The sequence below is a fragment of the Kribbella sp. NBC_01484 genome (genome assembly GCF_036227145.1).
Taxonomy (GTDB): Bacteria; Actinomycetota; Actinomycetes; order Propionibacteriales; family Kribbellaceae; genus Kribbella.
The window spans coordinates 5,363,327-5,385,693 of sequence record NZ_CP109437.1; the positions used below are offsets into that span (position 1 = coordinate 5,363,327).

The window sequence follows — 22,367 nt, forward strand, 5'->3', positions numbered from 1 at the left end:
CGTTGGTCCTGACAGCCGGTGCTATCCTGGGACCATGCGAGTGAGCCTGCTCCTTAGTTAGCCGTACTGGCATCGAGGCGTCGATGCGCCGGTCAGTGCGGCAGCCCCTCCTGCGCGAGGGGCTTTTTCATGTCCTGGGACGCCTTCTGGCACATTTAGGCTCAACAACACACGAATGTGGGAGTAGTACCGTGAGCGAGCAGGTGGATGACGCCCCGATCGACCGGGGCGGATACGACTTCAACGCCATGCAGGCCAAGTGGCGCCCGGTCTGGGAGAAGCTGGACCCGTTCAAGGCGCGTGACGACGGCACGGCGGAGCGGCGCTACGCGCTCACGATGTTCTCCTACCCCTCCGGCGACCTGCACATGGGGCACGCCGAGGTGTTCGCGCTGCACGACGTGCTGTCGCGCTACTGGTTCCAGCAGGGGTACGACGTCCTGAACCCGATCGGCTGGGACTCCTTCGGGCTGCCCGCAGAGAACGCGGCGATCAAGCGCAACGAGCACCCGGCCACGTTCACCTACGCCAACATCGAGACCCAGGCCGAGTCGATCCGCCGGTACGCGATCAGCTTCGACTGGTCTCGCCGGCTGCACACGTCCGACCCGGAGTACTACCGGTGGACGCAGTGGCTGTTCCTGCGGTTCTACGAACGCGGGCTGGCTTACCGCAAGGCGTCGTACGTGAACTGGTGCCCGCACGACCAGACCGTGCTGGCCAACGAGCAGGTCATCCAGGGCCGGTGCGAGCGGTGCGGGCACGAGGTCACCAAGCGCGAGCTGACCCAGTGGTACTTCAAGACCACGGAGTACGCCCAGCGGCTGCTGGACGACATGGAGCTGCTGCAGTGGCCGGAAGAGATCCTGCTGATGCAGCGCAACTGGATCGGCCGGTCCGAGGGCGCGTTCGCGAACTTCCAGGTCGAGGGCCGCGACGAGCCGATCAAGGTCTTCACCACCCGTCCGGACACGCTGTTCGGCGCCACCTTCATGGTGGTCGCGCCGGACGCCAAGCTGGCCGCTGAACTGGTCACGCCGGACCAGCAGGCCGCCTTCGACGAGTACCTGGCCGCCGTGAAGGCGACCACCGAGATCGAGCGGCTGAGCACCGAGCGGGACAAGACCGGCGTCTTCCTGGGCTCGTACGCGATCAACCCGGTGACCGGGCAGCGGATCCCGATCTGGGCGGCCGACTACGTGCTGGCCGACTACGGCACCGGCGCGATCATGGCGGTCCCCGGCCAGGACACCCGGGACTGGGAGTTCGCGGAGAAGTTCGAGCTGCCGATCGTGCGGACCGTCGAGCCTTCGGCAGACTTCGACGGCAAGGCGTACACGGGTGAGGGCCCGGCCATCAACAGCGCCAACGACGAGATCAGCCTGGACGGGCTGGACGTCGCCGACGCCAAGTCGCGGATCATCGACTGGCTGGAGGGCAAGGGGCTGGGCGAGCGGACGATCAACTACCGGCTGCGCGACTGGCTGCTGAGCCGGCAGCGGTACTGGGGCTGCCCGATCCCGATCATCCACTGCCCGTCCTGTGGCGAGGTGCCGGTCCCGGACGACCAGCTGCCGATGGAGCTGCCCGACCTGCGCGGCGCGGACCTGCAGCCGAAGGGTGTCTCGCCGCTGGCGGCCGACCGCGAGTGGGTCGAGGTCGACTGCCCGAAGTGCGGTGGCAAGGCCGAGCGCGACACGGACACGATGGACACCTTCGTCGACTCGTCCTGGTACTTCCTGCGCTACCTGTCGCCGGAGTTCGTCGAGGGCCCGTTCGACCCGGCCGCGGCCGAGCGCTGGATGTCGGTGTACCAGTACGTCGGCGGCAAGGAACACGCCGTACTGCATCTCCTGTACGCGCGGTTCTTCGTCAAGGCGCTGCACGACATGGGCCTGCTGACCGTGGTCGAGCCGTTCACCCGGCTGCTGAACCAGGGCCAGGTGATCAACCAGGGCAAGGCGATGAGCAAGTCGCTGGGCAACGGTGTGAACCTGGGCGACCAGCTGGACGAGTACGGCGTGGACGCGGTCCGGCTGACCATGGTGTTCGCCGGTCCGCCGTCGGACGACATCGACTGGGCCGACATGTCGCCGGGCGGCTCGCTGAAGTTCCTGCAGCGGGCCTGGCGGCTGGCGGGATCGGTCGAGGCGCCGGTGGGCTCGGATCCGTCGACCGGTGACGTCGCGCTGCGCAAGATCACCCACCGGACGGTAGCGGACGCGGCCGAGCTGATCGACTCGATGCGGTTCAACGTGATGGTGGCCCGGATCATGGAGCTGGTGAACGCGACCCGGAAGGCGATCGACGCCGGCCCGGGCGCGGCTGACCCGGCCGTCCGCGAGGCGGTCGAGACGGTGGCCGTCCTGCTGAGCCTGGTCGCGCCGTACACGGCCGAGGAGATGTGGGAGGAGCTGGGCCACGAGCCGACGGTCGCGAAGGCCGGCTGGCCGAAGGTTGATCCGGCGCTGCTGGTCCAGGACACGGTCACCTGCGTCGTCCAGATCGCCGGCAAGGTGAAGGACCGGCTGGAGGTCTCACCGGACATCTCCGACGCCGACCTGGAGCAGCTGGCGCTGGCGTCCGACGCGGTCCAGAAGGCCCTGGACGGCCGCGGCACCCGCAAGGTCATCGTCCGCGCGCCGAAGCTGGTCAACATCGTCCCCGCCTAGAACTCGAGTACCGATACGGTGACGGCGTGAACCAGGATGAACGGTTGCTTCACGCGTCATCGTTCGGCGCCGCGGCGGTCGCGTACGCCGAGCACCGTCCGGACTACGCGCAGGCCGCGGTGCGCTGGGCGCTCGAGCCCGCACCCGGCCCGCGCGTGCTCGACCTCGGCGCTGGAACCGGCAAGCTGACTGCCACGCTGGTCGCGTTGGGCGCCGAAGTCGTCGCAGTCGAGCCCGACCCAGCGATGCTGACCGAGCTGCACCGCTCGCTGCCGGCTGTCCGGGCCTTGCCGGGTAGCGCCGAGGCGATACCGCTGCCGGACGCGTCCGTCGATGCCGTGCTGGCCGGCAACGCGATGCATTGGTTCGACATGGCTGTCGCGGGACCCGAGATCGCCAGGGTCCTCGCACCCAGCGGCATCCTGGCCGGCCTGTGGAACGTCATGGACGACCGGGTCGAGTGGGTCGCCGGGCTCGCGCGGGTCAGCGGGAGCGTGGCCGTCGGCCCGCGCGACACGCCCGCCAGTTGGCGCGCCGAGACGGCCGGCGCGCACCTTCCGAAGACCGGTGCGGCCGCCCGATTCGGCTCGCCGGAGCAGGCCGAGTTCCCGCACGGGCAGCGCCGCACCGCCGACTCTCTTGTTGCGACCATCGCGACGCGCGCGGGGGTGCTGGTCATGCCAGAACAGGAACAAGAGGCCACGCTGAGCCGGATTCGCGCGTTCCTCGCGAGTAGACCGGAGACCGCGCGCGGCGAGTTCACCCTCCCGATGTCTACCGGGGTGCTGCGCGTCCGGCGGCTGTGAGGCATCTCGTCGGCAGCTGGGGTAGCACCCACGGACTACGCTGCACAGATGCGCTCTGAGCTGATCGATGTCGCGACCGGCGGTACCGAGGTCGTCTTCGACCTGACGAGCATGTGCGAGCAGTTCGTTGCCTCCGAGGCCCATCAGGCCCAGGGCGACGGACTGCTGCACCTGTTCGTCCCGCACGCGACGGCCGGGATCGCGATCCTCGAGACCGGGGCCGGCAGCGACACCGACCTGCTCGCGGTGCTCGAGCAGTTGCTGCCGCCCGATTTCGGCTGGCGGCATAGACACGGTACGCCGGGGCACGGGCGTGACCACGTGCTGCCCGCGCTGATCCCGCCGTACGCGTCGGTTCCGGTGCTCGACGGGCGGATGATGCTCGGCACCTGGCAGTCGATCTGCCTGGTCGACACCAATGTGGACAATCCGCGCCGGCAGGTCCGCCTTTCCTGGCTCCCCGGTTAACGGACTACCGGGTAACTCAATTGGCGCGGACATTGGTGACTTATTGTGATGTTGCGGATCGCGTTACGTTTGCGAAACACGACTCCGCTTGAATTGCCTGCATGGCAGCGCTTGACACCCTTCGGGCCCAGTGGGCGGGACTCGGCACCGAACTCCTGATCCGCGCCACCCGCGGCATTTGTGACGGCAGCGTGCTGAATGCCGATTCCGGTCGCGCGGACACCCGCGCCCGGATCGACGACTGGACCGGGGTGCTTTCTCTCTACACCGGTGAAAATGAATCCATCTCGGTTCAGGCGACTGCTTGAAACGTTTGGCAAAGTCCACCCCGGGCGGGGTTTCTGCCCTTTCAGCTATTTCATCCTGAATCAACTTGTTGCCTCCATCAACAATTTGGTGTGATCCAGGCCGCATCCCGCGCCTCGGTTCCGCCCCGCGCGCGGGCCGCTGTCACGCTATGTTGTGACAGGAACGTGAGGCCTCAAGAGGGGTGACGGGCTGTGTCGGACGCGGATGGCCGGGCTGACGGTCGGCGGAGCTTCGCCGATCTCCTGCTCGACCTGAGGGTCCAGACGGGGCTGTCCCAGGAGGAGCTGGCCGATCGCGCCGGGTTGAGCGTGCGGTCCATCCGCGAGATCGAGGCCGGCCGGGTGGCCCGCCCCCGGAAGGACTCGGTCCGGCTCCTCGCGTCCGCGCTCGGACTGCAGAGCGCTGATACCGATCGCTTCCTCGCCGCGGCCGGGCACGGTGTCGCGCGACCGGTCGTCTCGGTCGCCGATCCCGCGCCGACGGGTTTGCGCTGGCGCGGCACCAGGCCGATCCCTGATGGTCTCGTCGGCCGTGAGCAGGAGCTCCTCGAGCTGGAGACGCTGCTGCGCCAGAACCGTCTCGTCACGCTCGTCGGTCCGGGTGGTGTCGGCAAGACCGAGCTCGCCTTGGCCGCGGCCGACCGGTTCTCGGGCGTCGACACGACGGTGGTCGTCGTCGACCTCACGACGGTCCAGCGCGATGCCGCCGTACCGTCGGCCATCCTGGACGCCTTCGGCACCGCGCCGGGTACGTCGGACCTCGACGACGTACTGTCCGGGCGCCGGCCGGGGGACCTCGTGATCGTGGAGGACAACGCCGAGCATGTGCTCGACGGGGTCGCCACAGTCGCGAACCGGATGGTCCGCAGCTTCCCGGGTATCGGCGTACTGGTCACGTCGCGGATCCCGCTCGGCCTGCCAGACGAAGTGGTCCGCCGGGTGCAGGTGCTCGGCGTACCGAGGAACGACAAGGACTTCGACGAGATCGTGGCCAGTCCGGCGGTGGAGATGTTCTGCCGGCGGGTGGCGCGGGTGCGGCCCGGGTTCGTCCTGACCCCGGAGAACGCGTCCACGGTGGCTCGCTTGTGCCAGCGGTTGGACGGACTGCCGCTGGCGCTGGAGCTGGCGGCCGCGCGGGCCGGGTCGCTGTCGGTGGAGACGATACTGACCGCGCTGGACGACCGGTTCCGCTTGCTGTCCGGGCCGCGGCGGTTCGGTGCACCACATCAGCGGACGCTGGCCGACACGATCGCGTGGAGTGTCGATGCGCTGTCCGATGCGGCGCGGCAGCTGCTCTATCGGGCGTCGGTACTCGGTTCGCCGTTCACGCTCGACGCCGTCGCCGGGGTGTGCACGGGCGATCCGATCGACGCGGCCGACGTACCGATGCTGCTGGCCGAGCTGGTGGAAAAGTCGCTGCTGCAGCCGGTGAACGAGTTCGAGCAGCTGTACGGCGCTCGCTACAAGCTGCTGGAGACGATCCGGGAGCACGCGTACGCCGGTCTGTCCTCGCAAGGCGATGACCTGATCGCCTTCCGGGACCGCGCGGTCGCGTGGTGTTCGACGTACGTGTCCGGGCTGGAGGGCGCGTGGTCGTCGCCGGACCGGGATCAGCGGTATCGGGCGGCGCATGCCAACTCCGCTGTGTTCGAGGTGGCGCTGGAGCGGGCGGCCGAGCTCGGGCAGTGGGACGTGGCCGCGCGGATCGTGCTGGGCTTCCGGATCGCCTGGCAGTACCAGGCGAGCGTGGCCGAGAGTGGGATCCGCTGGGCGACCTTGTGCGCCGACAACGTGGCGGACAAGGAAGTCAGCGGCAGACTCCGCGCGATCGCCGGGCGGCTGTCCAGCCTGACCGGTGACATCCGTGGCGCTCGCCGGAACTACGGCGAGGCACGAGGTCTGATCCCGGGCGAGACCGAGATGGGGCTGCTCGCACGGAGCGGTTGGGTGTCGTCCGGCTCGCATCTGCTGGACGCCCAGATCCTGGCCGAGATCCCGGCGCTGGTAGAGGACGCTCGTAAGCATGGCGATGTGCAGCGGGCTGCGACGGTCCAGGCCACCTGTGGGCTCGCTCTGCTGCGTTGGGGGCGGTTGACCGAAGCCAAGGAGCTCTTGCTCGCTTGGGAGGCCGCACTGGTCAACCCGGGCGTGTATCCGGACGAGATCGCGTACATAGCGCTCAGCCGCGTAGAGCTCGAGCTGGGCAACCTGGCCGAGGCGCGGCGCTTCGCCCTGCTTGCCCGGGACAGTCAGGCCTCAGACGATCCGGAGCGCACCAAGGTGGCCGGCTGTCTGGCCATGGTCGAATACCAGGCCGGCCGGTACGACGAGGCGCGGGCGCTGCTCGACGAGGCAGACGCCGACATCCGCGGACACCGCGGGTACTTCGACTACCTGGTGATGCTCTACCGGTCACGTCTGGCCCGTGACGCCGGTGAGGTGGAGCAGGCCCGGGTGTGCATCCGGGACGCGGTCAACCGGCTGCTGGTCGAAGGCCGGGTCGTGTACCTGCTCGAAGTACTGCCTGAGGCTGTCGCCGTCCTGCACGCGCTCGGGCGTGCGGACGCGGGTGACTCGTTGTGCGGCCAACTGCTGGCGTGGCAGCGATCTATGGACCCGCCGATGCTGCCGACCGCGTGGGCGGTCCTGCAGGAGTCCTGCGACAGTGCGTCCGTCGCCGATGGGTGGCCGGAGCCTGATCCCGCGGCCGCGGTCCAGCGGCTGGCGAACGACGTACTCGCCGCGCTTTCGTCCTGACTGCTCCTTCATGACGCGGATCCGCTGAAGCTGCCGGGTAACTGCCGGTTGTTCTGCCTCGTCCTGACATGGCTGCCGGACCAAGAATTACAGCCGTAGGACAGGTTCCACGAAGCAGAGACCGACGCCGGGCAGTACGGGCAGGGGAAAGGGTGGTGAACCATGAAGAGGCCATGGTGCAGCGCCGGACTCCCGTCAAGCTTGGGGAAGGCGACGCGGAGGGCATCCGGCGGCCGGGCGGTGGGGGCGCCGATCGGCTGTCGAGAGCTCCGGGGTGCTGCCGGGTGCGGATCTGTCCTGCCTGAACCGGGTGCCGTGCGCCGTCAGGGCACCACACCCGGGGCGGGGTCCCAGCAACGGGCCAGGCACACGACACAGGGGACGAGTGCCGGAGCCCGGCTGACACGGGGAATCCGACGGGTTTGGTCACCCGCCGGCGGGTCGGCCGCTGGGGCCTCCCGGGACCTCGACGAGCTCGCGGTCAGGCCGGTCCACACGGGACCGGTACGGGGAGTAGCTCGCCGGGGACCTGACACAGCCACGCCGGCCGAGCTGGCAAGAAGGGGGAGCCAGCACTCCGGCGCCATGAGGAAGTCGCACGCTGACGGGCGGGGGGCGGTCCGCTGACGTACGTGGGGACGACAGTGGGCTGACGCCGAGGGGGAGTCAGCACTGCGAGAGCGAGGTGAAGGCCCTGGCGGGGTTGGCCTTCACCTCGCTGGTTCTACTTCTTCTCCGCGTCGTAGTTCTTCTCCGCGTCGTGCAGAACCGCCGCCTTGTCGAAGGCGTAGCCGACCATCCAGCTCGGTTGGAGGCGGCAGTAGACGATGTCGTCACCCCAGCTCGACGGGGAGCTGCCGTAGTGGTTGGCGAGATGTGCCTCGATCTCCGCGAAGTCCGGGTGCTCGGGTGTCAGGAACTCCACGTCGCCGTGACTGAACACGCCGATCCGCTCGCCGTCGACGTACGAGAGGCTGGCCGCCGGTCTGGCCTTGAGGTGTCGCGCTTTCGCCGCCGACCCGGACGTCGTGAACACCCACCGCGCGTGCAGGAAGTGCCCGTCGACCGCGCTGATCCGCGGCTCGCCCTGCGCGGTGACCGTGGCCAGATTGAGCGTGCACATGCCGGTCAGAACCCGCACCAGGTCGTCGGCGTCCAGCCGGCGCGGGTCCGTGATGATATTGCGCAGATGCTCCGTCGAACGCTCGTACGCCTGATCCAGAAGCTCCTGCAACGCGCTGACTTCGGCCGCTGTCTCCTTCATCTTCCGCAGTCTGGCACCGCGCGCCGACAAGGGCGTCGGTGCCGTGCCAAGCAGCTGGTCGCGACGGCGTGGGACCGGGAGACACGCCCTAAACTGTCCGGTAACCTCGCTGCATGTCAGCCCGCGTGCACGTCGTCACCGACTCCACGGCTGGCTTGTCCACGCACGAGGTGCTTCGTTACCCGCTGACCGTCGTACCACTCCAGGTCGTCATCGGCGGGACGTCGTACGACGACGGCGCGACCTCGGCCGACGCGGTCGCGGAGGCGCTCAAGACCTTCACACCCGTATCGACCAGCCGCCCGGCGCCGCACACGTTCGCCGAGGCGTACGCGACGTGTGCGAAGGACGGGGCGGAGTCGGTGGTGTCGATCCACCTCTCCGGCGACATGTCCGGGACGTTCGAGGCCGCGATGATCGGCGCCAAGGAGTCGCCGATCCCGGTCCGCGTGGTCGACTCCCGCTCGCTCGGCATGGGCCTCGGGTTCCCGGTGCTCGCAGCGGCCGCCGCAGCCGCCGCGGGAGAGGACCAGGCCGGCGTCGAGGCCGCGGCCCGCGCCCGGATGAAGTCGATCTCGGCCTACTTCTACGTCGACACGTTGGAGTACCTGCGCCGTGGCGGCCGCATCGGCGCCGCCCAGGCACTGCTGGGCACAGCGCTCGCCGTCAAGCCGCTCCTCACCATCAGTGGCGGCCGCATCGTCCCCCTCGAGAAGGTCCGCACCTCCTCCCGAGCCATCGCCCGCCTCGCCGACATAGCCGTCCAACGCGCCGGCGACACCCCCGTCCAGGTAGCCGTCCACCACCTGGCCAACCTCGAAAAGGCCCAAACGCTGGCCGACGGCCTGGCCGACCGCCTTCCCCAAGCCGAAGAAATAGTCCTCCGAGAAGTAGGCGCCGTAATAGGAGCCCACGTAGGCCCCGGCCTCCTCGCCGTAGTAATAGCCCCCCGCTAGCCCACCCGGCCGCAGCCCGGCCCGGGCGGGGATTCCCGCAGTGGGCAGCGTCAGGCTTGGGCTGCCCATCGGGACCTAGGACAGCAAATCGAGAGCCAGGACATGTCATGAGATGTCCTCGCTCCCGAGAGGGTGACCCCGGCCATCGGACTCGGCCCGGTAGCGCGAGCAAGACACTCACCGACGCACGACCCCGGCCTCAGCGTGAACACCCAGCGCCGACCGCACACCGAACGACTGCCACAACCCCGCCGGCGCCAGCTTGAACCTCGGCACCCGGCGAGTGGGTTGTCCACAGGTTTCAACTCGGAGTTCCAGCAGGCTCACAGACTCGTACTTTCTCTGGCGTGAAGGTCTTCCGTCGTGCTCCAGCGCCCGCCCCGGGCGCGCGTGAGCGTGCGCTGGCACGTCTCGGCGCCCGCCCACCGAAGCACGCACCCGACGAACACCTGGAGGAGCGTGATGAGGAGGTGCGAGGTGGATGGATCCCCGAATCGGTCCGACCCGAGCGACTACGAGATGCCCGCTGGACCCTGTCTCCACGGCACGTCATGGTTCTGGCCGCCGTACTGGTCATCGGACTGTCCTGGGCCGCCTGGTCCGTCTTCCGCGCCCGCCCGGAGACCCTCCCCGACACCCGCCCATCCACCGCCACCACAGGCTCACCCGTCACCCAACCAGGTGCCTCAACTACCGGCTCGTCGCCAGGTGCCGCACAACCGACACCCGGCTCCGGCCAGCCAAGCAGCCAGCCGTCGTCGGGTGCCGCACAGCCCTCCCAAAGCTCACCTGGCGTCCCTGGCCAAACGGCAGGCGTCGTGGTCGTAGACGTCGCCGGCAAGGTCCGCCGCCCCGGCCTGGTCCGTGCTCCGGTGGGCTCGCGGGTCGCCGACGTACTAACCCTCGCCGGCGGCCCACTCCCCGGTGTCGACCTCACCACCCTCAACCTCGCCCGCCAAGTCACCGACGGCGAGCAAATCATCGTCGGCCAACCCGCACCACCTCCATCCACCACCGCACCAGGCGCGACCACCTCATCCGCCCCCACCGCACCACCCAACTCGCCCGTCAACCTCAACACCGCAACCCTCGACCAACTGGACGCCCTCCCCGGAGTGGGCCCGGTCCTGGCCCAGCGAATCCTCGACTACCGCACGCAGAACGGCCCCTTCACCACCATCGACCAACTCCAAGAGGTCCCCGGCGTTGGCCCCAAGAAATTCGAATCCCTAAAACCTCATGTCCGCATCTGACCCCCCACCAACCCCCCACACCGAGCCATCCACCGCCGACCCTCTCGCCGACGGGCGCAGCTCTGACCCCGTCGCTAATGGGCACGCCGTCGACCCGTTCGCCGACGGGCATGCCGCAGGCCCCTTCGCGGACGGGCTCGCCGCAGACCCCTTCTCCGACGGGCACGTTGCCGACGACCATCCCGCCGATCCACTCGACGCTCAGCGCGCTGCCACCGAGCAAGCCAATGAGTCGCCTGCCTCGCCGAAGGCTGATGACCCGCCTGCTGCACCGGAGCCTGGTGTGTCGCCTACCTCGGCGGAGGTCGATGGTCCGCATGCCTCGGCGGAGGTCCGTGGTCCGCATGCCTCGCCGGAGAGTGGTGCGTCGCCCGCTCCGGTGGGTGGTGAGCCGCTTGACGCGCGGTTGTTGGTGCCGGCCGGCGCGGGCTGGCTCGCGGCGGTTCTGCTCGTCGGACAGCGCCCGCTTGCCGGCCTGATCATGGCCGCCGTCGCGCTGACTGTCGCCTGCGCACTCGGCCTGATCCTCCGCAGACCAGCTCCCACCAACCACGTCACCTCGCGCAGACCATCGCGGCCCCACCTGGGTCAGCTCTGGCATGCGCGGGCAGGCAGACCAGCGCGGGTTGGCGGTGCGGTGTGGGCGCGCATGGCGTGGGCGGTTGTGGGGGTGCTGGTTGTTGTTGCGGGGATGGGGGTTGCGGCTGGTCTGCAGGTGGCGAGTCTTCGGGCTGGGCCGGTGCAGGGGTTGGCGACCGACAGCGCGACGGTGGGGGTGCGGCTGAAGGTGGAGGGGGATCCGTCGGTTCGGCAGACTCCGGGTGGCCGGCGGCCTCCGTATGTGGTGCTGAAGGCAACGATCGTGGAGGTGCGGGCGCGGGGGAGTGTGACTCGCGTGCGTACTCCGGTGTTCGTGATCGGTACGACGCAGTGGCAACAGGTCAGGTATGGCCAACATGTCGACGCCAATGGTCGCCTCGAGGCGGTCGAGGCCGGCTCGGACGTCGCTGCCATGCTCTCGGTCCGTTCACCACCGCGGATCGTCGACGAGCCGCCCTGGTGGTTACGTGCGGCAGAGAAGGTCCGCGCCGGCCTCCGTGAATCCGTCGCCGGCCAACCGGACGACGTACGCGGACTGGTGCCGGCGCTCGTGATGGGTGACGTGTCCGGCCTGCCCGCCGAGCTGACAGAGGACTTCCAGACGACCGGACTCACGCACTTGTCGGCGGTGTCGGGCACCAATCTGACCTTGCTGCTGGCATTCATCCTCCCGTGCTCGCGACTGATCGGAGTACGCGCTCGCGGGCTGACCGTGATCGGCGTGATGACAGTCGTCGTGTTCGTGATCCTCGCCAGACCGCAGCCCAGCGTGCTCCGGGCGGGCGCGATGGGGCTGATCGCGTTGGCCGCGATGACGAGTGGTGGAGCGCGGCGGCGCGCCGTACGCAGTCTGTCGGTCGCAGTCATCGTCCTGCTTCTCCTTGACACGTCGCTCGCGCGATCCGCAGGGTTCGCGCTGTCGGTGCTCGCGACCGCGGGGATCGTCCTGCTCGGTCCTGGTTGGCGCGACGCTTTGGCCAAGTGGTTGCCGAGGTGGTTGGCCGAGGCGATCTCGTGCCCGCTCGCCGCACAACTCGCGTGTACGCCGGTCGTCGCGTGGCTGTCGGGTCAGGTGTCGATGGTCGCGGTCGCCGCCAATCTGCTGGCCGGTCCCGCCGTCGGTCCGGCGACCATTCTCGGGTTCGCAGCGGCAGGTGTCGCGCTCGCGAGCACGGAGGCAGCTCGACTCGTCGGCTGGGCAGCGGGTTGGCCGGCCCGGTGGATCATCCTCGTTGCCCGCGAAGGCGCCGGTCTCCCCGGCGCGGCGAACCCCTGGCCGGCCACTGCGGTCGGCGTCGCCGTACTGACCCTGCTCTGTCTCGCGCTCGTACTCGGGCTGCACCGCATCCTGGCCCGCCCGATCGCCATGGTCCTCGCGGTGGTTGTGCTCGCGGTCGTCGTACTGCGTCCAGTCGGTTCACTGGGTTGGCCGCCGGACGACTGGCTCTTCGTGATGTGCGACGTGGGTCAGGGCGATGGCTTGGTACTGCGAGCAGGCGAGCGTACGGCGGTTGTCGTCGATACCGGCCCGGATCCGGCCGCAATGGATCGGTGCCTGCGTGATCTCGGGGTCGAGCACATCCCGGTTCTCGTGCTGAGTCACTTCCACGCGGATCATGTCGGCGGGCTAGCCGGAGTACTGAAGGATCGGCGCATCGACGAGATCGAGGTGACGCCCTACTTCTCGCCGCGCGCGGAGTACGACCGTGTCGCCGACCTCGCGTCGCATCACGGCATCAGCCTGCGCACGGTGACCTACCACGAGAAACGCGTCGTCGGTCAGATCAGCTGGACGACCCTCTGGCCCGCGCGCGTACCGGCGCTGCCTCCGCCCGGTACATCCTCCGCGACGTCGACCGATGAAGGTTCCCCGGAGAACAACGCCAGCATCGCCATGATGGTCGAACTGTCCGGCCTCCGAATCCTCCTCACCGGCGACCTCGAACCCGAATCCCAACGAGCGATCCTTGCCACCGGCGACGACCTCCGTGCCGACGTCCTCAAAGTCCCGCACCACGGCTCGGCCCAGCAAGACCCCACCTTCATCGCGGCAACCAACGCCCGCCTGGCGCTCATCTCCGCCGGCCGCAACAACGACTACGGCCACCCCGCGCCCCGGACCCTCACCCTCCTGTCCCACCAATCCACCCGAACCGCCACCACCAACACCACCGGGACCCTGACCGTCACAAACCCCGACAACCACCTGGCCCTCACCACCACGGGTAACGACGGGTTCGGGCCTAGGAGGTGAAGGTGAGGGCGGTGGTTGGGATGGTGTTCGGGTCTCGTCTCATCACTACGGCCACGACCCGTCCGGGCCAGGGACGCGGAGGTGACCGCGGCGGTTGGGATGGTGTTCGGTCTGGTCTCATCACCACGGGCGACGACCCGTCCGGGTCTAGGAGGTGAAGGTGACGGCGGTGGTGGGGATGGTGTTCTCGGGTTGGTCGCCGAGGGACCAGGCGGCGACTCGGGAGACGACGTGGGCGGGGATCTCCTCACTGACGCCCGGGACCGCCGGGATGTTGTAGGTGCCGTGTGCGTCGTACGGCAGGACGACGCGGTAGCCACGGGCGAGCGCAGTGCGGGCGGTCGCGTGGACGCACATCTCGGACATCACTCCGCAGATGGCAACCGAGCGGACGCCGCCGGCGATCAAGATCTGGCCGAGTGACGTGGCGTCAAAGCCGTCGTCGCGGGGTTTGCGGATCACCTGCTCACGGGGGCCAGGTTTGACGGCGAGATACAGCTCCCAGCCAGGGGTGTCGGGCTCGTCGTCGGCGCCGGGTGGGCCGTCGTTCTGGAGGTGTACGACGACCGCGCCGGCCTCCCGAGCCCGGTCGAGCAGCTGGGTCGTGCGGTCGAGAAGTCGAGAAGCGTCGGGTACGGCGTTCTCACCCGAGACGAAGGCGGATTGCATGTCCACGACGATCAGCGCGTCAACAGGAGTGACCACGCTCCCACCGACCTCTCGCCGTACCGGCGACGGCAGACTGTCCCGCTCAACGTGACTCATGCCGCCATCCTCACTGGTCGAGGCAGGACGCCTCCACAGAGTTTCCCCGGAGCGGGGGTTGTCGGTGGGGCGTGGGATGCTGACGGGGTGGCTGCTCGTAGGGGTTCTGCGCCGAAGCTGGGCGATGTGTTGCTGGTGACCGGTGCCGAGGCGTTCCTGGCGGATCGCGCGGTGCGTTCCGCGATCGCGGCAGTGTCCAAAGGCGCGGCGTCGAACGGCGATGCCGAGATCGAGGTGACTGACGTCGACGCGTCCACGCTGGATGTCGGGGTGTTCGCGGAGCTCACCGGGCCGTCGCTGTTCGCCACCGAGCGAGTCATGGTGCTGCGTGCGCTGGAGAATCTGCCGAGCGAGATGGTGCCACATCTGATCGAGTACGCCGGCGCCACGTCGGACGACGTACTCGTCGTGCTGGTGCACTCGGGCGGACAGAAGGGCAAGGCCGTCCTCGACAAGTTGCGGAAGGCATCAGTCAACGAGGTCGTGGCGACCGCGCCGAAGGCGTGGGAGTTGCCGCAGTTCGTGGCGGGTGAGATCCGCTTGCACGGCGGGACTTTGGACGAGCGGGCGGCGACGGCGCTGGTCGACGCAGTCGGCCACGATCTGCGGGCGTTGGCGGGGGCGTGTTCGCAGTTGGTGTCCGACGCCGGTGGACAGGCAGTCACCGCTGAGCTGATCGGGCAGTACTTCGGCGGTCGTGCGGAGGTGACGAGTTTCGCGGTCGCGGATGCGGCGATCGCGGGGCGGACCGAGCCGGCGTTGGAGCAGTTGCGGTGGGCGCTGGACTGCGGGGTCGCGCCGGTACTGGTGACGAGTGCGATGGCGGGCGGTTTGCGTGGGCTGGCGAAGTTCGCGAGTGCGCCGAGCGGTTTGCGGGAGACGGATCTGGCGCGGGAGGTCGGCGTACCGCCGTGGAAGCTCAAGCAACTCAAGCAACAGGCCCGCGGCTGGACCCCGGGAGGCTTGGCGACCGCGATCAAGGCGGTGGCCCAGGCCGACGCCGACGTGAAAGGCGCCTCAGGTGACGCCGGCTACGCCCTCGAGCGCATGGTCATCACCGTAAGCCGAGCCCACGGCCGCCGCTGACACCTAGGCGGAGGCGGGAGTCAGGTACGCGGGCCGCCGTCGGATTGGACCGAGGTAGCTTGACGGGGGCGAGCCGGAGGTACGTCGACTGGGTGAGGCTGGCTGCTGCCCGGGAAGGTGGTCCAGCCGGGGAGCGCCGGTGCGACGTTCGCAGGTATGGCGTGCGCGCGGGGTGGTGTGGGCTGGATTCGGGCACGCAAAAACGATCGGCCGGTCGGAGGACTGGCCGATCGTTGGCGGGCTGCTTCAGAGAGAAGCGGCCTTCTTGAAGATGGCCGACTTGCGGTTGGCGGCCTGGTTCGCGTGGATGACGCCCTTGCTGACGGCCTTGTCGAGCAAGCGGCCGGCCTTGCGAGCGGTGTCCTGCGCCTTGTCGGCCTCGCCGGCGTCGACGGCCTCGTGGAAGCGGCGAACAGCCGTCTTCAGGGTCGACTTCACCGACTTGTTGCGAAGCCGCGCAGCCTCGTTCTGGCGGTTGCGCTTGATCTGGGACTTGATGTTCGCCACGTGAGCAGAGCCTCGATCAGGAGTTTGCGGTCATTACAGGAAAGTGTCGCGCGCACGGCTGTACACCACCCGTGGGTGCGCGAAGAGCCAGGTTACCAACAAGCCCCCGCCACCTCCAAACTCACTCTCGCGAGCTCTCGCCGGGCCTCAGGCCTCAGGCGGGGCTCAGGCGGTCGCGGCGGCTTCGGCGGTGGATTTGAGGCGGGTGAGGGTGGTGTGGATGCCTTGGGCGTTGCGGGGAGTGCGGTTGCCGAAGACGGGGCGGAAGAGGAGGCGGAGGGTGGCCGGGCGGTGGTCGGTCCAGGACTCGGAGACCACGCAGCCGGTGGCGGTCGGGGTGAAATCGTAGGCCCAGAAAGAGATCGGGATCGGGCCGAAGTGGATCGAGAAGGCGAACCGGCGGCCGGGGTCGGCGTCGACCACCCGGCCGAACGTGAGCCAGCGCACCGCACCAATCCGGTTGTGCCCGACGAAACGAGCGCCCACGGTGGGCCAGGGCGCCGCGGACGACCCGGCACCGGCTCCTGGGGCAGTGGACGATCCGGCCACGGCTTCTGGGGCAGTGGACGATCCGGCCACGGCTCCTGGGGTAGTGGACGGCCCGGCACCGGCTCCCGGCCTACCGGCTCGCCCGGTGGCGGCGCCCGGCGGGACCGACGTGTCGCCGGTCGGTGCCGGCGGGTGGGAGGACCAGGTGACGTGGGTGCATTCGGGGCTCCACTCGCCCATGCGGGATAGGTCGCTGACCAGGGCGTAGAGGTCCGCAGGTGATGCCTCGACCGCGATGGACTCTGTGAGGTCGGCCATAGGGGTTTCCCTTGCTGTCAGCTGACACATGCGTACCCGAGCGTGACATCGCCAACACTGACCGGTATACCCGGGCCTGCGTGACGGTGATCACCGCAGGCGCCGAGCGCCCGTCACCCCGATCAAAGACAGCGAGCCAAGTGCCACCATCGCTCCGTCCCAGCACTGGAGGACTCACTACTCCACCGGAGCCGACGGCTCCGGCTCCACCATCGTGCGGGTCGACACCTGACGCAACATCGGCTCAGCACGCAACCAGTGTGCTGAGCCGACGTTCGTGGATCAGGGCCGTACCAGCTGGATCGTCCCGCTGGGCTTGGCGACCGCGACCTGCTTGCACTCGCCGGTGGCGACGGCGCACCGGGAGAGGGTGTCTTGGCCGGGCACGATGACGTTGGCCGAGTCCTCGAAAAGCGCGCGGTCCCACCACTTCGATTTGGCCGGCAGCCGCAGCTTGGTGACCTTCCCGGTAGCGATGTCGACGGCGACCCCGATGTTGCTGATGGTCATCGTCGCTCCGTCCGGTGACAGCGACAAGTACGGCGCGGCCACCGGGGCTTTGAAGCAGTACTCACGCCTCACATCGAGCCCCTTGTCTCCCAGCGTGGCGGCTGTGACGCAGGACGTCCCGTCGCTCTTGTAGCTCGTCTTCAGGACTGTGCCGCTGGTGCGCGTCACCTCGATTTGGTCGTTGAAGGTCCCGACTGTCCGGAGGTCCTTCGATCCGGGCTGCCATACCTTCACCGGCACAGCGTTCGGAGCGTGCTCGTGCATCCAGATGCCGTCCTTGTTCCAGCCGAGGAGCTCGAGGTTGGGAGTCTTGACGGTGAGGCTCGTCACCTCCTTGCCGGTCCTGATGTCGACGACGACCACTCGATTGTCCGTCCTGCCGTACTTCGAGTCCGCGACGGCGATCTGCCGGCCGTCGGGTGAGACCCGTGGGCCGTCGGCCCCGAGCGGTCCGATCGGCCGGACCTGGCCGCCCGGCGAGACAACGACGATCTGAGACTTGTCCGGATCTGGGTAGCCGGTGTCGGCGAGCCAGCCGCCATCGGTCCGCGCGACGACGTTGCCCTTCAGACCCGGGTTCTTGACGGTCTGGCCGCCGTCGTGGAGGACGGACCACCAGGTGTCGAGCGGGTTGTCCGGGTTACTGTTCGGGTCGGTGATCGTGTACGGGATCCGGGGCGCCCCGGTCGGGAGCGGGCCCGGGGTCGGGTGGGCGGCTACGGACGGCTGGTCCGGCTTGGCCAGGCCGTGCAGGAAAGGTACGGCCAGGGTCAGGACGGCGGCGATGCCGGCTGCGGCGAGGGCCATCGGGACCCAACCACGGCGGGTGGAGGTGCCGGTCGTGTCCAGCTCCAGGCCGGGGCCGTGGGTGGAGGCCGGTACGGTGCCGGCCTTGGCGTGCAGGTAGTCGCGGAGGCGGGTCTCGGTCTCGTTCATCGGAACTCCTTGAGCTTCTCGGTGAGGATCGCGATTCCGCGCGAGGAGGTGGAGCGGGCGCTGGATTGGCTGATCCCGAGCGTCTCTGCGATCTCAGCGAAGGGGAGGTCGAGGTAGTAGCGCAGGACCAAGACCTCCCGCATACGCCTGGGCAGTGCCTGGAGCGCCTGCCGGACCTGCAGCCGGTCTTCCCCGAGCATGGCGCTGCTCTCTGCTGATGCGTTCGGTTCCTCGTGTGGTGGCGTGTAGAGCCGTGCCGTCCGGCGACGCCGCAGTACAGAGCGGCAGCGGTTCACCAGCGTCGTGCGCAGCCACCCCAACGCCTTGTCGTTGTCCCGCAGCGGCCAATGCCGGTACAGGTCGGCAAAGGTCTCCTGTACGGCGTCCTCCGCTGCCTGCCGGTCGTCCACCACCAGCACGGCCAGGCGGACCAGCCCGACCCAGTGCCGGCGGTAGAGCTCCGACACCGCGTCAGGCGCCCCGTCGTGCGCCAGAGATCGGAGCGGATCTCTGATGCTTACCATTGGATTCGTCACACCCCTAAAGACGCATAGCTCCCCGAAACGCTGCGTTAAGCCAGCCGCTCGCGGACCCAGTCGAGGTGGATGAGCGCATGCCGACGCTGCCAGGCACGGATCGTCGGCAACCCGGGCGGGGGCGGCTGGAATGCTCCCCACCACAGTCCGGCCGCGATGGCCGCCAGAAACCCGGTGATCGCGACATCGTCAGACAGCGCGGGCAGGCTGACCGCTTCACGCATGTCGGCCTGCAGGATGACGGTGTCGGCCCAGTGTGGCGCGAGGGCCGGATGTGCCCAGTCGATGAAGACCACGCGGTCGTCGGTCAGGATGATGTTGTCGGCCCGCAGATCCCAGTGCGCCAGCGCCTTCCCGTCCGCCAGCGCACGCACCCCGATCCGGGCGAGCTCTGCGAGCTCTTCCTCCCGGCCGGCCGCCCAGGAGGGTACGGAGAGGTCGTCAGCGATCACGTTGTCCCACCGGCTCAGGAACTCCACACTCCGTACGGCGGCAATGGGCGCGTCGGGCCACGGTGACGGGTCCAGGGCCTCGGACAGCTCCGAAACCGCCTCCAGGACGCGATCAGCATCACGCTGTTCCCACGGGTGAGCGGGCAGCCGCCCTTCGATGTCCTCGAAGAGCAGGCCGACCCAGTCGCCGTCGTCGTACACGTCGTACAGCGCGGGGGCAGTCGGCAACCTGCCGATGGCCTGGACGGCGACGATCTCCTGGCGGAACAACGACGGGGTCTTCGGGTTGAGCGACGTACCGACGGCCTTGACGAACGCGCGGCGGCCGGAGGCGGTCACCAGGCGGGCGGCGACGCCGGGGGAGAAGCCGCCCTGCTGGGTCGCGGCGGAGACCACCACGGACCCGAGTGCGCGCTCCACCCAGGCCCGCACTGCGGCGGGCGCCTCCTCGAAGGGCAACCGGACCCCAGCAGCGTGCGCCATGCGTCAAGACGGTAGGTGCCCAGCGGTCCGAGCGCCCGCGATTTTAGAATCCGCTGGCTCCGCATGGGATGATTGACCGGTTGACCTGCAATACCCGAGACGAACTGGATCCCCTCCGTGCCCGTAGGCCCCACGACCGTGCCGCAGCCGGGTCGCACCGACCCGTCGCTGATCCGGAACTTCTGCATCATCGCCCACATCGACCACGGCAAATCGACGCTGGCCGACCGGATGCTGCAGATCACCGGGGTCGTCGACGGCCGTCAGATGCGGGCCCAGTACCTGGACCGGATGGACATCGAGCGGGAACGCGGCATCACGATCAAGTCGCAGGCCGTCAGGCTCCCGTTCGCGCCCGGCCCGGACTCCCCGGGCGGCCTGCTCGCCCCGGACGGTACGACGTACATCCTGAACATGATCGACACCCCCGGGCACGTCGACTTCACCTACGAGGTGTCGCGGTCGCTCGAGGCGTGTGAGGGCGCGGTGCTGCTGGTCGACGCAGCGCAAGGCATCGAGGCGCAGACGCTGGCGAACCTCTACCTCGCGCTGAACGCCGACCTGCACATCATCCCGGTGCTGAACAAGATCGACCTGCCCAGCGCGCAGCCGGAGAAGTACGCCGCCGAGCTGGCCCACATCATCGGCTGCGACCCCTCCGACGTACTGAGGGTGTCGGCCAAGACCGGCGAGGGCGTCGAGGAGTTGCTGAGCGAGATCGTCGCCCAGGTCGACCCGCCGAAGGGCGTCAAGGACGCACCGCCGCGGGCGCTGATCTTCGACTCCGTCTACGACACCTACCGCGGTGTGGTCACCTACGTCCGGGTGGTCGACGGTGAGCTGACCCACCGCGACCGGATCAAGATGATGTCGACCGGCGCGGTCCACGAGATGCTCGAGGTCGGCGTCATCTCGCCCGAGCCGATGAAGTCCCCGAGTATCGGCGTCGGCGAGGTCGGCTACCTGATCACCGGCGTGAAGGACGTCCGCCAGTCCCGGGTCGGTGACACCGTCACGGCTGCCGTCCACGGTGCGACCGAGGCGCTCGGCGGCTACAAGCACCCCCAGCCGATGGTGTACTCCGGCCTGTTCCCGATCGACGGTGACGACTACCCGACGCTGCGCGACGCACTGGAGCGGCTGCAGCTGAACGACGCGGCCCTGCAGTACGAGCCGGAGACCTCGGGTGCGCTCGGGTTCGGGTTCCGCTGCGGATTCCTCGGGCTGCTGCACATGGAGATCGTCCGGGAGCGGCTCGAGCGCGAGTTCGATCTGGACCTGATCTCGACCGCGCCGAACGTCGTCTACCGGGTCGAGATGGAGGACGGCAAGGAGTTCGTCGTCACCAACCCGAGCGAGTTCCCGGAAGGCAAGATCGCCGATATCTACGAGCCGGTGGTGAAGGCGACGATCCTCAGCCCGAAGGACTTCATCGGCGTGATCATGGAGCTCTGCCAGACCAAGCGGGGCAACCTGCAGGGGATGGACTACCTGTCCGAGGACCGGGTCGAGCTCCGCTACACGCTGCCGCTGGCCGAGATCGTCTTCGACTTCTTCGACCAACTGAAGTCCAAGACCAAGGGCTACGCGTCGCTGGACTACGAGCCGACCGGCGAGCAGGCCGCCGCGCTGGTCAAGGTCGACATCCTGTTGCAGGGCGAGACGGTGGACGCGTTCTCGGCGATCGTGCACCGCGACAACGCCTACTCGTACGGCGTCGCGCTGGCCGGCAAGCTCAAGGAACTGATCCCCAGGCAGCAGTTCGAGGTGCCGATCCAGGCGGCGATCGGGTCCCGGATCATCGCCCGCGAATCGATCCGCGCCATGCGCAAGGACGTGCTGGCCAAGTGCTACGGCGGTGACATCACGCGGAAGCGCAAGCTGCTGGAGAAGCAGAAGGAAGGCAAGAAGCGGATGAAGATGGTCGGCCGCGTCGAGGTGCCGCAGGAGGCCTTCATCGCCGCGCTCCGGACCACCGACACCGGGGAGAAGGCCAAGAAGTAGGTGCCCGTCGACATTCCGGAAGGCCTGCTGGTCGTCGGCTCACGCGGTCCGGACTGGGCCGCCTGGCTCGACCGGTTGCCGAAGCTGACCCGGGAACTGCTCGACGAGTGGGATCTCCGGGTCAACGGTACGGCGTTCTACGGCAACTGCGCGCTGGTCGTGCCGGTGACGACGGCCGACGGGCAGAGCGCCGTACTCAAGGTGCAGTTCCCACACTGGGAGGCGGAGACCGAGCATCTCGCGCTCCGGGCCTGGGGCGGGAACGGCGCGGTGCTGTTGTTGCGGGCGGATCCGCGTCGGTTCGCCTTGCTGCTCGAGCGGTTGGAGCCGCGCGACCTCACCACGGTCGACGCTCTCGACGCATGCGAGATCGTTGGCAGCACCTACAAGCGGCTGCATGTCCCAGCAGGGCCGCAGTACCGGACGTTGTCGGGCGAGCTGACGCGGTGGCTGGAACGCCTCCGGCAGTTGCCCGCGTCGGCGCCGGTCCCGCATCGGTACGTCGAGCAGGCGATCTCGCTGTCCGAGGACTTCGTCGCGGACCCGGCCACCGACGGGCGGCTGATCCACACCGACCTGCACTACGAGAACATGCTGGCCGCCGACCGCGAACCCTGGCTGGTGATCGACCCCAAGCCGCTCTCCGGCGACCCGCACTTCGAGGTCGCGCCACTGATCTGGAACCGGTGGGACGAGGTCGTTGCCTCCGGCGACCTTCGGTTCGCGGTCCGGCAGCGGTTCTACACCGCGATCGACGCGGCCGGTCTGAACGAGGACCGGGCCCGCGACTGGGTGATCGTCCGCCAGATGCTCAACGTGCTGTGGACGCTCGAGGACGCCGGCGGCGACGAATCCCTCCCGCAGGACTGGCTCACCCGCAACATCGCGATCGTCAAGGCCATCCAGGACTGAGCGTGCCCGCGCCGCGTGACGTAGCAGACAG

The 22,367-nt window shown here is 68.8% G+C and carries 18 protein-coding genes; 11 read left to right on the forward strand and 7 right to left on the reverse strand.

Annotated elements, in window-relative coordinates; genetic code table 11:
• The first annotated feature begins 248 nt into the window (after nt 1-248).
• From leuS to OG555_RS26530, 5 genes are all read left to right on the forward strand, one after another.
• Complete coding sequence (gene leuS, locus OG555_RS26510; RefSeq protein WP_329484873.1) at nt 249-2,672, forward strand: leucine--tRNA ligase; 2,424 nt, start codon at nt 249-251, stop codon at nt 2,670-2,672.
• 26 nt (nt 2,673-2,698) lie between these two features.
• On the forward strand, nt 2,699-3,478 hold the full coding sequence (locus tag OG555_RS26515) for a class I SAM-dependent methyltransferase (RefSeq protein WP_329475258.1): 780 nt from the start codon (nt 2,699-2,701) through the stop codon (nt 3,476-3,478).
• Between the two features lie 48 nt (nt 3,479-3,526).
• On the forward strand, nt 3,527-3,946 hold the full coding sequence (locus OG555_RS26520; RefSeq protein WP_329475259.1) for a YjbQ family protein: 420 nt from the start codon (nt 3,527-3,529) through the stop codon (nt 3,944-3,946).
• Between the two features lie 101 nt (nt 3,947-4,047).
• On the forward strand, nt 4,048-4,254 hold the full coding sequence (locus tag OG555_RS26525; RefSeq protein WP_328522377.1) for a hypothetical protein: 207 nt from the start codon (nt 4,048-4,050) through the stop codon (nt 4,252-4,254).
• 192 nt (nt 4,255-4,446) lie between these two features.
• A complete protein-coding gene (locus OG555_RS26530) occupies nt 4,447-7,011 on the forward strand; it encodes an ATP-binding protein (protein WP_329475260.1) in 2,565 nt (854 codons plus the stop codon).
• A 724-nt stretch (nt 7,012-7,735) separates the two neighbouring features.
• On the opposite strand, the gene OG555_RS26535 is transcribed toward OG555_RS26530, so the two are convergent.
• Nucleotides 7,736-8,275 (reverse strand): pyridoxamine 5'-phosphate oxidase family protein, encoded by a 540-nt coding sequence (locus OG555_RS26535; RefSeq protein WP_329475261.1) that lies wholly within the window; start codon nt 8,273-8,275, stop codon nt 7,736-7,738.
• A 113-nt stretch (nt 8,276-8,388) separates the two neighbouring features.
• On the opposite strand from OG555_RS26535, the gene OG555_RS26540 reads away from it, so the two are divergent.
• The 3 genes from OG555_RS26540 (at nt 8,389) to OG555_RS26550 (ending at nt 13,338) form a co-directional block, all read left to right on the forward strand.
• Nucleotides 8,389-9,231, forward strand: a complete 843-nt coding sequence (locus OG555_RS26540) for a DegV family protein (protein ID WP_329475262.1) — start codon at nt 8,389-8,391, stop codon at nt 9,229-9,231.
• 347 nt (nt 9,232-9,578) lie between these two features.
• A complete protein-coding gene (locus tag OG555_RS26545; RefSeq protein WP_329475263.1) occupies nt 9,579-10,484 on the forward strand; it encodes a ComEA family DNA-binding protein in 906 nt (301 codons plus the stop codon).
• A gap of 283 nt (nt 10,485-10,767) precedes the next feature.
• Nucleotides 10,768-13,338, forward strand: coding sequence for a ComEC/Rec2 family competence protein (locus OG555_RS26550; RefSeq protein WP_329475264.1), 2,571 nt, complete (start codon nt 10,768-10,770; stop codon nt 13,336-13,338).
• A gap of 147 nt (nt 13,339-13,485) precedes the next feature.
• Here the strand turns inward: OG555_RS26550 and OG555_RS26555 are convergent, their stop codons facing one another.
• Complete coding sequence (locus OG555_RS26555; RefSeq protein ID WP_329475265.1) at nt 13,486-14,103, reverse strand: cysteine hydrolase family protein; 618 nt, start codon at nt 14,101-14,103, stop codon at nt 13,486-13,488.
• Between the two features lie 87 nt (nt 14,104-14,190).
• Here OG555_RS26555 and holA point away from each other — a divergent pair, with 87 nt between their 5' ends.
• Nucleotides 14,191-15,189 (forward strand): DNA polymerase III subunit delta, encoded by a 999-nt coding sequence (gene holA / locus OG555_RS26560; protein WP_329475266.1) that lies wholly within the window; start codon nt 14,191-14,193, stop codon nt 15,187-15,189.
• Nucleotides 15,190-15,435: 246 nt separating this feature from the next.
• Here the strand turns inward: holA and rpsT are convergent, their stop codons facing one another.
• The 5 genes from rpsT to OG555_RS26585 form a co-directional block, all read right to left on the reverse strand.
• Nucleotides 15,436-15,696 carry a 30S ribosomal protein S20 gene (gene rpsT / locus OG555_RS26565; protein ID WP_328522369.1) on the reverse strand — a complete coding sequence of 87 codons (261 nt, stop codon included), beginning with the start codon at nt 15,694-15,696 and terminating at the stop codon, nt 15,436-15,438.
• Nucleotides 15,697-15,861: 165 nt separating this feature from the next.
• A complete protein-coding gene (locus tag OG555_RS26570) occupies nt 15,862-16,503 on the reverse strand; it encodes an SRPBCC family protein (RefSeq protein ID WP_329475267.1) in 642 nt (213 codons plus the stop codon).
• Nucleotides 16,504-16,785: 282 nt separating this feature from the next.
• Nucleotides 16,786-17,949: a hypothetical protein gene (locus tag OG555_RS26575; RefSeq protein ID WP_329475268.1), complete on the reverse strand. Its 1,164-nt coding sequence runs from the start codon at nt 17,947-17,949 to the stop codon at nt 16,786-16,788.
• Entirely contained in the window at nt 17,946-18,473 is a 528-nt protein-coding gene (locus OG555_RS26580; RefSeq protein ID WP_329475269.1) for a sigma-70 family RNA polymerase sigma factor, read from the reverse strand. The genes OG555_RS26575 and OG555_RS26580 overlap by 4 nt, the downstream gene beginning before the upstream one ends.
• Nucleotides 18,474-18,520: 47 nt before the next feature.
• On the reverse strand, nt 18,521-19,420 hold the full coding sequence (locus OG555_RS26585; RefSeq protein WP_329475270.1) for an aminoglycoside phosphotransferase family protein: 900 nt from the start codon (nt 19,418-19,420) through the stop codon (nt 18,521-18,523).
• A gap of 117 nt (nt 19,421-19,537) precedes the next feature.
• Between OG555_RS26585 and lepA the strand changes: the two genes are divergently transcribed.
• Nucleotides 19,538-21,424 carry a translation elongation factor 4 gene (lepA, locus tag OG555_RS26590; RefSeq protein ID WP_329475271.1) on the forward strand — a complete coding sequence of 629 codons (1,887 nt, stop codon included), beginning with the start codon at nt 19,538-19,540 and terminating at the stop codon, nt 21,422-21,424.
• A complete protein-coding gene (locus tag OG555_RS26595) occupies nt 21,425-22,336 on the forward strand; it encodes an aminoglycoside phosphotransferase family protein (protein WP_329475272.1) in 912 nt (303 codons plus the stop codon).
• The last annotated feature ends 31 nt before the right edge of the window (nt 22,337-22,367 follow it).